Source organism: Mogibacterium neglectum, assembly GCF_030644205.1.
Classification (GTDB): Bacteria; Bacillota; Clostridia; order Peptostreptococcales; family Anaerovoracaceae; genus Mogibacterium; species Mogibacterium neglectum.
Genome location: NZ_CP128647.1, coordinates 186,884 through 197,650 on the forward strand (window position 1 = coordinate 186,884; position 10,767 = coordinate 197,650).

12 protein-coding genes are annotated in these 10,767 nt (G+C 37.0%); all 12 read left to right on the forward strand.

The window, feature by feature from the left end; genetic code table 11:
• Positions 1–491: 491 nt before the first annotated feature.
• The 12 genes from QU661_RS00850 to QU661_RS00910 all read left to right on the forward strand — a co-directional run bounded on the left by QU661_RS00850 (position 492) and on the right by QU661_RS00910 (position 10,738).
• Complete coding sequence (locus tag QU661_RS00850; protein ID WP_304989891.1) at positions 492–1,097, forward strand: CPBP family intramembrane glutamic endopeptidase; 606 nt, start codon at positions 492–494, stop codon at positions 1,095–1,097.
• A gap of 656 nt (positions 1,098–1,753) precedes the next feature.
• Positions 1,754–2,524, forward strand: a complete 771-nt coding sequence (locus QU661_RS00860) for a hypothetical protein (protein WP_304989892.1) — start codon at positions 1,754–1,756, stop codon at positions 2,522–2,524.
• Positions 2,525–2,567: 43 nt separating this feature from the next.
• Positions 2,568–2,831: a hypothetical protein gene (locus tag QU661_RS00865; protein ID WP_304989893.1), complete on the forward strand. Its 264-nt coding sequence runs from the start codon at positions 2,568–2,570 to the stop codon at positions 2,829–2,831.
• Entirely contained in the window at positions 2,777–3,256 is a 480-nt protein-coding gene (locus QU661_RS00870; RefSeq protein WP_304989894.1) for a hypothetical protein, read from the forward strand. Before QU661_RS00865 ends, QU661_RS00870 begins: the two co-directional genes overlap by 55 nt.
• A gap of 198 nt (positions 3,257–3,454) precedes the next feature.
• Positions 3,455–3,775 carry a hypothetical protein gene (locus QU661_RS00875; RefSeq protein ID WP_304989895.1) on the forward strand — a complete coding sequence of 107 codons (321 nt, stop codon included), beginning with the start codon at positions 3,455–3,457 and terminating at the stop codon, positions 3,773–3,775.
• A 105-nt stretch (positions 3,776–3,880) separates the two neighbouring features.
• Positions 3,881–4,504, forward strand: coding sequence for a helix-turn-helix domain-containing protein (locus QU661_RS00880; RefSeq protein WP_304989896.1), 624 nt, complete (start codon positions 3,881–3,883; stop codon positions 4,502–4,504).
• Between the two features lie 48 nt (positions 4,505–4,552).
• Positions 4,553–4,957: a hypothetical protein gene (locus QU661_RS00885; RefSeq protein ID WP_304989897.1), complete on the forward strand. Its 405-nt coding sequence runs from the start codon at positions 4,553–4,555 to the stop codon at positions 4,955–4,957.
• A 275-nt stretch (positions 4,958–5,232) separates the two neighbouring features.
• Positions 5,233–5,799 carry a GrpB family protein gene (locus QU661_RS00890; protein WP_304989898.1) on the forward strand — a complete coding sequence of 189 codons (567 nt, stop codon included), beginning with the start codon at positions 5,233–5,235 and terminating at the stop codon, positions 5,797–5,799.
• 129 nt (positions 5,800–5,928) lie between these two features.
• Entirely contained in the window at positions 5,929–6,420 is a 492-nt protein-coding gene (locus QU661_RS00895) for a pyridoxamine 5'-phosphate oxidase family protein (RefSeq protein ID WP_304989899.1), read from the forward strand.
• A 211-nt stretch (positions 6,421–6,631) separates the two neighbouring features.
• Positions 6,632–7,264 (forward strand): DUF3267 domain-containing protein, encoded by a 633-nt coding sequence (locus tag QU661_RS00900; protein WP_304989900.1) that lies wholly within the window; start codon positions 6,632–6,634, stop codon positions 7,262–7,264.
• A gap of 689 nt (positions 7,265–7,953) precedes the next feature.
• Positions 7,954–8,883, forward strand: a complete 930-nt coding sequence (locus QU661_RS00905; protein WP_304989901.1) for a hypothetical protein — start codon at positions 7,954–7,956, stop codon at positions 8,881–8,883.
• Between the two features lie 289 nt (positions 8,884–9,172).
• Complete coding sequence (locus QU661_RS00910) at positions 9,173–10,738, forward strand: hypothetical protein (RefSeq protein WP_304989902.1); 1,566 nt, start codon at positions 9,173–9,175, stop codon at positions 10,736–10,738.
• The last annotated feature ends 29 nt before the right edge of the window (positions 10,739–10,767 follow it).

Consider the following 10,767-nt stretch of genomic DNA (forward strand, 5'->3'; position numbering starts at 1 on the left):
AGCTGATGTTGATATTACAGATAATGAGGATAGGTTTTTTAACTTTTATGTCCATAAGCAAGATGCTTATTTTGCGAATAAGGTTTTCCCTGATATTCCGCTTCCAGTTTTCGTCATAATCCGATAAATTGCACAAGAGAAATGACGAGATTAAGCAATGAGCAATATCCTTGGATGTATATGATGGATAAAGATTCGGAAACTAATAAATAAGGGATCCTTACAGCAATCCCGTTCTTAGGTACAGATAAACGCATTATATCTGTGCTCCCACTACATAAGACAGAATCTATTTTCAGAGTGCTTAATGAGAATCTTGCACATGAACACAGTAATTTGAAAAAGACTATCGGAGAGCGCTGCCGATAATTATCTTACTGTTTCTGTTGCAACTACTAGTTTGCATGATTCATTTATATCTAATGACAACACGGGCACTGTCCAGCCCATAAGAGCTGGACAGCTGATATGTAGAGGATGGTGGCAATAAAATGTATAATAAACAGTTTAAAAATGGCATTTATTTCGCGATAGCAATCTGGTTGCTAGACATGTTATGCTTATATCTTGCGGGCAGGTTTTCTGGTAACGATTATTTGTGCTGGGTTGTAGGAATCATTCCCACGATCGCAGTAATGACCATCACTTATCTGCAAAACCACGACCTAAAGGATCTTGGATTCTATCCGAAGCACCTAAAACAGGATGGCATTGTGATGTGCTGTGTGCTCGTAATCGAATTGCTGATTGGATTCTATCTGTTCCATATGTCATGGGAGTACGCAATTCACAGTTGGCTATATTATATTTTCTGGATCGCACTACAGGAGGAACTTGTTTACAGAGGATTCATCCAAAGCCACCTGTTTTTGTCGTGCATCAATCGGAAAGCCAGCTATTTGATTGGTGCAGCAATGTTTGCTGCATCGCATATCCCTTACCAGATGCAGATTAGGCCATGGGATGCCTTGTTTACGGTTCAGATATGCATTGCGTTTTTATGGCACTTTGTGTATTGCTGGATCATTGAGAAGAGAGGCAATATCTGCATCCCGTTGGTGATTCATGTGGCAACAGATTTCTTAGGAGTCATTTAAGCTACTTGTTCTTTGTTAACTGAATACACCTAAGTTATGAATGCTTCGAAAAGTTCCGACAGCGTTGAATAACCAAGTTGTCGTCGCAGTATGTCGTTTATTCCCTCAGTGAACCACAGAAGCTATTCATCGGTATAATTCTCAATGGATATTCCCTTGGGAATATATCAGCGTAGCAATCTGTTGTGGTGCTCGTTCTGTTCTATTATCCGCAGAATTATCACTCCTAGATATTAAGCTTCCGTTTTGGATATATGGAAGGAATCTGATTTTTCTAGATGTGTACTATTTGCTTGCAGAAACAGTGGAGGCGCACAATTGGAATCCTATAACTAGCAAGCTTATCAACATGCATACTGGGGAAATTGCCAGTCTCGGTGATTGGTATAATTGTGAAGGTAAAAGCGAACTACGTTGAATTAAAAAATGACTTCACTGGGGAAATGTTGGTATTAAAAGATGTTGAGAACCTGAACTGGGTTTAGACTGCTAAAAGGGTGTTTATACTATAACCATGTATACGCTTGTAAAAATATTTCATAAGTATCAAATAACGCTTATTTTAATATTTAAGTAAACTTATGTTAAATAATCCAACAAATATATTAAAGCTTACGTAACTAGTTACAAAATCCATTATAACGGGAGCATAGCAAGTGAAAAGACATATAGATAAACCATATAAAATCAATTTAAAAGTATACATTTCAATTGGACTGATGTCTGAAGTAGCCTTGTTTGTATCTGTTTTTTATAATGATTTTATGGGAAGTAAGATATCAGATATAGTAAAGAACATGTCAATTGGGTGCTTAGCTTCAGTAATTGTAGCTTTAATAATTGAAATTGGAAATAATAAGGAAAGAAATATGAATGCAAATACCGTGTATGACTTAGTATACGATGAGTTAAAAAATCAAATTCTTTTCTATATTTCGACTTGGGCTCACCTTTGTAGCATCGCTTTTCCCAAATTAGAATGCAGCCAGGAAAGACACACTTGGAGTGAATGGTATGAAATAACAAAAATTAACTTTATAGAGAGTGATGATAGTACACAAGTGGAACTGATGAGCTTATTTAAAAGTGAACTTTCGTTGAACATAGATGGTATTGAAAAAGCTATATTAAAGATAGAGGATCAACAGTATATTCTTGAGATTGATATATTACTAAATAATGAATTAAAAAATATAATTAGAAATTTAAAGGATGATTTTAGTGATATTAAATTCACGTTAACGATACAAAAAGATAAAGAAGCGTTTTGGAGGCTATTTGATAATATAAAATTAGGCTTAGAAACACATATAGACCATTGGAGTGACATAAGATTCTATAATTATTATATGATAAAACCTTATGAGCTTTGCAATAGAGAAGAAATGATAAAGGCAATAAAGAAGAGTAATCAAGTTAATAGATAATGTGAAACTATTAAATTAATTGCGCATCAAAAGAGGCACCAACATGCTAGAAACAAAAACACTAGAAAATAACTTAGTTAGCGACTCACTGCAAGAATCACTAATTGATACTACAAAAGAACATGTTTCAATTGAAACAAATCCGACGACCGAGCTCGACATTCAAATTGAAACACTTCCAGCAGAATCTATTGAAGATGAAACAAGATTAGTAGAAATTACTGATAATAAACTCTTGGGCAAGTTAATAACTTGCTTACGGGAGTTTTCCAAGCAGGAAATTCAGTTAATAATGTTGCTCAGATAGTTAAAACTGGACCTGTATATAGAGCAATAGTACCAGCGGGTACGAAACTAGCAAATTCTAAAGCCATGGATGGTGCTTATCGAGGTATATTCCATGGTGCCAATGGGATTAAAGGGCAGGCGAACCTTGTCGAGATTGAATCTGGCACAACAATAGCAACAAATAGCATATCAGTGGCTATGAACGTATCATCTTTAATAGTCGGACAGTATTACATGAGGCAGATTAACGCCGAACTTGATGTAATTAGTGATGGAATAGAGCAGATGCAGAGTTTTCAAGACAATGAGTATCGCAGCAGAGTATTCTCTCTAGTTACACATGTTAAGAAGATTGCCAATTTCCAGAGTGAAATATTGGAGAACGAGGAACTGCGTATCTCAAAGATACATCAGTTGGACAGCTTAGAAGTAAAGTGTACATAACTTTTAGGACAAGCAAATCTTACATTAGCAGGTTTCGCAAATAAGAATAAGCTATCTTATGAAGAATATGAAAAGATAGTACATAAAGTTCAGAAGTGGTTAGTATATCAGAAATCGTTGCTAGAAATCTTGTATAAGATTTCTGATCTCCGATATACTTTGCATATTGGGACCGTATCTAGGGAGCAGTGCGCTACTTTGATACCTACTTATAAAAAACAGGTAATCGATACTCAGAAACGAATTAACTCATGGCATAACAATTCTGCAAAGCGACTAGGAATCAAGATAGATGAAATTTGCAAAAAGAGAGCAGGTCTTGATGGAGCAATTCATTTTATTCCAGGCTTACTTAAGGATGAATACAAGTTCCGTTCTATTGACATGAAAACTGTCAAAATGATAATCGAACAAGCGATGGGCTATGAAGAGCAGTGTGCGGCACATACATCAGAGCTTTATAACAAAGATGTTCAGCTAATATCGAAGGATGGAAGGCTCTATTACCTTCCAGAATAAGAGGAAGGCTAGAATATATCATAAATCACCCCCAACTCAACCACCAGTTCCTGTACCCACCTACGCATTCGTCATATGCTTGAGTCATGAAAGGAGGTGTCCGATATGGATCAAATCAAAATTGGGAAATTCATAGCATCCTGTAGGAAGGAAGGACACATGACACAGGCTGAACTCGCCGAGAAACTTTGCATCAGTGACCGAGCAGTATCGAAATGGGAGACTGGAAGGTCCATGCCAGACTCGGGAATCATGCTAGAGTTATGCGAGCTTCTGAATATTAACGTAAACGAACTCCTGTCGGGCGAAAAGATCATGACAGAATCATATGACAAGAGAGTAGAGGAAAATCTTTTAGCCATGAGGCGAGAGATAGAAGAGCGCGATAAGCGTATGCTTAGACTGGAGACGTTGCTGACCCTACCGACAATCATAGTGGGAATCATCCTCATAGTTCTTGCAGTATTGCTTGTTATGCCAATTTGGCTCAGAATAGCGCTAGTTGCATTCACTGTCGCTATGATTCTTGTAGTGGGCTTTATTGCAGTTGGCATTGAGCAAAAAGCAGGGTATTATGAATGTGAGTTCTGTCATCACAGATACGTACCGACCTATAGAGAGGTGATCTTAGCTCCGCATAGAGGTAGAGACAGATATATGAAGTGCCCAAAGTGCGGTAAGCGTTGCTGGCAGAAGAAAGTACTAACCGATGAAGATTCAGAGCTATAAACCGCGATAGCACATATTGCAATAATCAATAATCATAGAGGATAGCATATGACCAAACAACAACTTCTCGCCCTCTGGCAGGGAAACTCATGGGAAAGATCACCAGCAGGAATATACTTTATAAGTTGCAAGTCCGATAAGGACTTGCACTTTAGCTTCTCTGGATACAGCGAAAAGGATGTAAAATCCATCCCAGACCCATTGATGAAAAGACTAGCTACAGAAATCGCCGAGCTGGATCAGGAGGCACTGCACCTTATAAATGAAAATTTCCCTGACGAGGACATCGAAGGTATCTCGCTCACTGATATAATGTTCGATAAGAGTGGATGCTACGATGCATTTGCGTTAGGATACTATGTGGGCGAATCGCCAGCGGGCGAACTATATATGCTAGTTAGCTTTGGCGAAGAATTTGAGGCTAATCCAGAAGTGATCTGCGAAGTGTATTAAATTGCGGTGGCGGCAAGCATTATATATTTGCCATTAATCGGTATAATTTAACTGAACATTATATCCATATCCCAACCATGAATCAATAAACACAAGAAAGAACACACAGTAGAATGATTTAACAGAAAGAGAGGATGTTTTATAAGATGGATAATAAAAATAATATTGTTTCCGATAATGAATATCCTTAGTTATAGTGTTCTTGCAAGTTATAAACGAGAAAATAAAATCAGTTTAAATCAAAAACTGATAAATTTGAATTGTAGAGGTTTGGTGTGAGTAAAAAATTAGAAGAAATGAGTTTAAAAGAACTTTGGCAGCTATTTCCGATATTTCTAGTTGAACATAATAATGAGTGGATAAAATGGTATGAAGAAGAAAGGAAAACGATCATATCAATAGTGCCGAGCAAAAGTATAAAAAGAATATCTCATATCGGTAGTTCCGCTATATCGGGAATATGGGCAAAAAATATTGTAGATATGTTAGTTGAAGTAAACGACAAGGAAGCTTTGGATATGGTTAAACATATTCTTATAAATAATGGTTGGTTATGCATGAATATGAATGAAACTCGAATCACATTAAATAAAGGCTATACAGAACAAGGATTTGCAGAAAAAGTATTCCATCTTCATATTAGAATTGCTGGAGATAATGATGAATTATATTTCAGAGATTATTTGAATGAGTATAAGGAAATAGCCAAAGAATATGAAACCTTAAAATTATCCCTTTGGAAAGTATTTGAACACGATAGAGATGGATATACTGAGGCAAAAACAGATTTTATAAAAAAATATACAAATTTAGCAAAAAACTTATATGGTAAAAGATATTAGATGAACTTGAATTTGCAAGGTATATGAAATTCTCAAAGTGCGGCAAAACCATAGGCAGTGCGCTACTGAGATTCGGCATAGAAGTTGAAAATGCTAGGTGGATTCGCATAATCGCAAGGGGGATATATAATGAGAAGACAAGACAGAGAGATAACAGAATTCGGTAAACTGATGGAGATTATAAATCGCTGTGACGTCTGCAGGCTGGCTCTAAATGACGACGGATATCCGTACATACTTCCGCTCAACTTCGGAACGGAGGTGCATGACGGCAAGCTGACATTGTATTTTCACAGTGCGCTCGAGGGCTACAAGGTTGGGCTATTCGAGAAGGATAATCGAGCTACCTTCGAGATGGACTGTAAGTATGAGCTTGAGTATTTCGAAGACAAGGGATACTGCACGATGGCGTACGAGAGTGTAATCGGAAGAGGCAAGATTCGAATCATCTCGGACGATGAGAAGATGCACGCTCTGAGGCAGCTCATGAATCACTATCATGAGGATAAAAATGCATATTTTAACCCTGCCGCTGTTCCGAGGACTCTAGTGTATGCGCTCGAGGTTGAGCATATGACTGGAAAGAGAAAAGCACCGAAAGGTCACTTCCAGCATCAGTAATACAAATCACGACGTCGTAATCTGGAATATGAGGAGTATTAGGTCCTTCATAAAAAAGAATTTAATAATTATTGCAAATGGAGATCTCTATACTATTTTATTAGAATGTAAATCTAGGAGAATATATACATTCATAACTGACATGTGTTTAAAATATTAAGACAGTTTAAAGAAAAATTATGATAATAGGTAGAAATTGGGGTTTAAATATATGGCAAGTAAGGAACGCGTACTTACCGCTACTGAGAAAAGAAGACTAGAGAGATATTCTTTAAAATGCGAAGAACTGGAATGCAAAGGATACACTAAGACAGACCTGACGATGTCTGCAGTTAAGGCGAACATTGGTGCTTTGTATGGACTGATTATCACTATACCTTTTATTGTGATATATGTTTTGAGATACGACGGAGTTGCTTTTGACAGAGCGCGAACATCCATTAGCTCGGTGCTATCTGATATTGTGGTGCTCTTAGTTTTAATTGTGGTGCATGAAATGATTCACGGGGTAACATGGAGTAGGTTTACGAAAAAAGGATTCAAAGATATCGAATTTGGTGTGATTTGGAAATATCTAACACCATACTGCACATGCAGTGAGCCACTTACGAGGTGGCAGTACATAACGGGTGCGATAATGCCTGGTCTGCTGCTCGGAATAGTGCCATGCATAGTTGGATGCATTACGACCGATATACGTGTCCTATCAGTGGGCGTATTGATGACGATTGCTGCAGGTGGAGATATCCTGATAATCAAGATGATACTAGATAATAAAACGTCTAAAACCGCACTATATCTTGATCATCCTACGGATGTTGGGCTGGTGGTATTTCAAAAGTGATACCTTACCACCTAAGTGGACCCAGCACTACCAAGAGGGGAATGGGGTATGTTTTCAAATCAGAAGAAAGAGAATAAATCGCATTCCATCATTTCAAGGGTAACCCTTTGGTACAAAGTGTTTATATCTATGATTTTTTTTTAGTAATGTTTATAGCTTAATTTGCTATATCTGACACATGGTCTAGTCACATTGTACGAAACGAGTTAGAATATGAGACCATGGAGATGTCAACGGATTTAGATGATTTCGAAACGTTTGAAGACGGAATATATTTTGTAATATATGATCAAGATAAAAAGTTAAAGAAAGGTACGCTGCCAGAGGCTTTGATGTGAATGCACCGGTAGGCTTTCCAAGTACAATTCATCTGGATACAAATTCTATTATTTTGATGTGTAAAATAGTGAAGAACAAAAGCGGATTCGTGGAATTCGAGTTATATCAGTTTTAGGCAAGGAACTACGCCTATTTTTGTTATCCTTAGCGATATTTGCACTGATTTCTATAGTTATGGACATCACTGATTTGCATAGAGCAAAGATTGATATTTTTTCGGAAGAAGAGAATGGCAGTCTTTTTGTTATTATTTTTCCAATGAATAGTGATTGAATTACACTTGTGAATTACACTTGAAATCGAATTCGTAATAAAAGTGTGTTGAAAAATATGATGTTAGGAGAAAAACCATGTCTAATGATAGAACAGTGTTTAGAAGAACTACACTACGTAAGGTCGCTTATATAGTATTAATTCTAATTGTTTTAATAAGTTCTCTGTGCGGATGTGGAAATATAAAGAAGAAAAAAACCACGTCAAAGCATAGAATGATATATGGACTTACCATTGATGACGCATGGTATGATGATACAGAATTAAATGATGTACTAGAGGGGTTGAAAAATCTAAAACATAGACCTACAGTTCGAATAGTTATGTCAATAGAAACAAACCCAGAAGAATATATAAAACTGTTCAAATCAATCGCGCCTTATGCGGATATAATGGCTTGCCCCGTTGATTCTTTTGAAATGAAACAATTTAGGAACCGTGAAAGTTATCTCAAAAGATTCAAAGACTCATATGACAGTTTATCAAAATATGTAAGTATTTGGGAAGTTGGAAATGAAATAAACGGAACGGAATGGATAAAGCAAAAGCCTGAGCTTATCGTTGATAAAGTATCTGCAGTAAATGAATTTATCAAGAATAAAGGTGGAAAAACAGCAGTGACGCTATATTGTAGTGATTCGCCACAGAAAGACATGATAGAGTGGACGGAGAATAATATCCCTAAGACACTATCTGATTCTGTCGATTATTGTTTCGTAAGTTATTATGAAGATGACAATGGAGGGTATTCTCCTAAATGGAAGAGTATCCTTAAGCAACTCGGTAATATTTTTCCATCAGCCTATCTCGGTATAGGCGAGTGCGGAAATACCGCTCAAAATGCAACTGAAAAAAGTAAAATTGAAATGGCGAAAAAGTATTATGGAATGCCTAAATTCCACAAACGGTATGTAGGTGGATATTTCTGGTGGAATTGGGTAGAGGACTGTATACCTAGTAAAAATAATAAGTTGTATGAAACTATAAATAATTACGGTTTTGATTAGAAATGTAATATAATCAAATTGATTATTTAAGCTTTAAATTTTATCTAGGATATAAGTATTTGTGAGATAAATAATAAAAAGTAACTGGAATATAGTTATTAAATACAAAAGAATAAATAACCTTGAAAGACTGGATAATGTACATTAGTCAATGATGTGAGACCTAATCTGTAACAAAGAAGAAGGTTATATGATATTATAAAACTGGATATTCTGGATATTATCTAAAATTTAGTATATAATAAAGTTCAAATTATAATTTTTATTCAAAAGAAGGAGGAGTAGTACGATGAGAACAAAGAAATTTACTAGTAGATTTCATGCGTTAGTAATCACTCTTGCTATGGTGATAAGCCAGCTTATCGCCACAGTTCCGGCTATGGCGGACAATGCTTTATTGCCAATAGCTCAGCATGTTACCAAGACCGGCAGTGTACAGTGCGGTGCAGACGGAAACAGCGCAATTTACAACGGACATGTTAAGATGAATGTGCCGATGACTGAGGTTATGAAATCTCATGAAACCGATATGGCTAACGCCGCATCAAATGGTTGGTACCCGCACGGCCGTGAAGGGAGGAACAAGATTGCATATATTGAGTACAATGTTACGTTTCCTGAAAATGTAAATATTGGAAATATAGCTGTAACGAATAAATCTTCTTTCATAAACGGCAATAAGATTGTAAAGACAGTCAATGGTAGGACAGTTAACTTCAAGTTTTATCTTAATGATGTTAACTGGCAGGGAATTTACAATGCGTATAATGCTGATAAAGCTAACCCTAATGCACATACTGTGAACGTGGATATCCCATATTCCTTTACTGTAAATAGTAAGGCTGATGCCGTTAAGTTTGAAGGTGAAAACATCACAGGTAAAGGCGATTTTTCTTTCTATCCTAGTGGGACAGGTGCTACTTTTGGCTTTGGATTACGGACATATAATTCTGATGTTGCCCAGCTTAAGTTTGCAGAGAATCTTCAGAACTGCTTTACAACGGCACAGAATCCTACACCACAGGATTTTGAAAGAGATGGGGATCTTGAAGGAGATATCCTTATTGGAAATGAAACAGAGCATGATAAGGTATTTGAGAGCAATAAGGGAGCTACTCATGATTTTACCGGCGCTCTAAATGTAAAGCCAATCAAGGAGCAGATGAAGCAGATTGAGCATATGTTCAACGATCCTAACGGCGAGAAGATTAAGCTGTCGGGAATGGATACAACATTTACTGCAAGCATAGAATTACCGGAAGGCATGACCTTCGGTACTACTACGCCTAAAGCTAGACTCGACGGAGCAAACGGAAAATTTGAGATTACAGAGACAAAGCTTGAGGGACGCAAGGTAACAGTTACCCTGAAACTCAAGGATGCTGCAAAGTTCAAGACTTATAAGGAACTTGCGGATACAATAAACGCAGTAGATGACACTCTTAAAGTGACCGTACCTGGAGCTAAGTTTACTACGGCAGCACAGCCTGACACTAACTATACAGTAAAGGGAACAGTAGGTGGAAACTTCAAGGCTGCAGCAACACAGGTAGACAGTGGAAAGACAATAAACTTCAAGTTCAAGTGGAACGGCAAGCAGACAGCAGACGGAGCGGATGCGATTGCACCAAATGACTTGAGCAAGATTACATTTACGCTCAAGTACAAGAAATCTAATAACCCTGTAAACCCAACTAACCCTGTTAATCCAACGAATCCAGATAAGACGATTAAGGTTGTTAAGCCAGTAAAGACAGGTGATAATACTAATCTCTTGTTCTATTTGTTACTAGCGGGTGGTTCGATTGCAGGTATTGCAGGTGCAAATACCTATAGAAGAAGAGATTACAAGTAGAGTTTCTTTAATATGTGGTATTTAGCAAA

Bases quoted from the DNA above. Each gene is read 5' to 3' on its own strand.
- QU661_RS00900 (WP_304989900.1), top strand. From the start codon at position 6,632: ATGGCAAGTAAGGAACGCGTACTTACCGCTACTGAGAAAAGAAGACTA.
- QU661_RS00895 (WP_304989899.1), top strand. From the start codon at position 5,929: ATGAGAAGACAAGACAGAGAGATAACAGAATTCGGTAAACTGATGGAG.
- QU661_RS00865 (WP_304989893.1), top strand. From the start codon at position 2,568: ATGCTAGAAACAAAAACACTAGAAAATAACTTAGTTAGCGACTCACTG.
- QU661_RS00885 (WP_304989897.1), top strand. From the start codon at position 4,553: ATGACCAAACAACAACTTCTCGCCCTCTGGCAGGGAAACTCATGGGAA.
- QU661_RS00850 (WP_304989891.1), top strand. From the start codon at position 492: ATGTATAATAAACAGTTTAAAAATGGCATTTATTTCGCGATAGCAATC.
- QU661_RS00880 (WP_304989896.1), top strand. From the start codon at position 3,881: ATGGATCAAATCAAAATTGGGAAATTCATAGCATCCTGTAGGAAGGAA.
- QU661_RS00905 (WP_304989901.1), top strand. From the start codon at position 7,954: ATGTCTAATGATAGAACAGTGTTTAGAAGAACTACACTACGTAAGGTC.
- QU661_RS00910 (WP_304989902.1), top strand. From the start codon at position 9,173: ATGAGAACAAAGAAATTTACTAGTAGATTTCATGCGTTAGTAATCACT.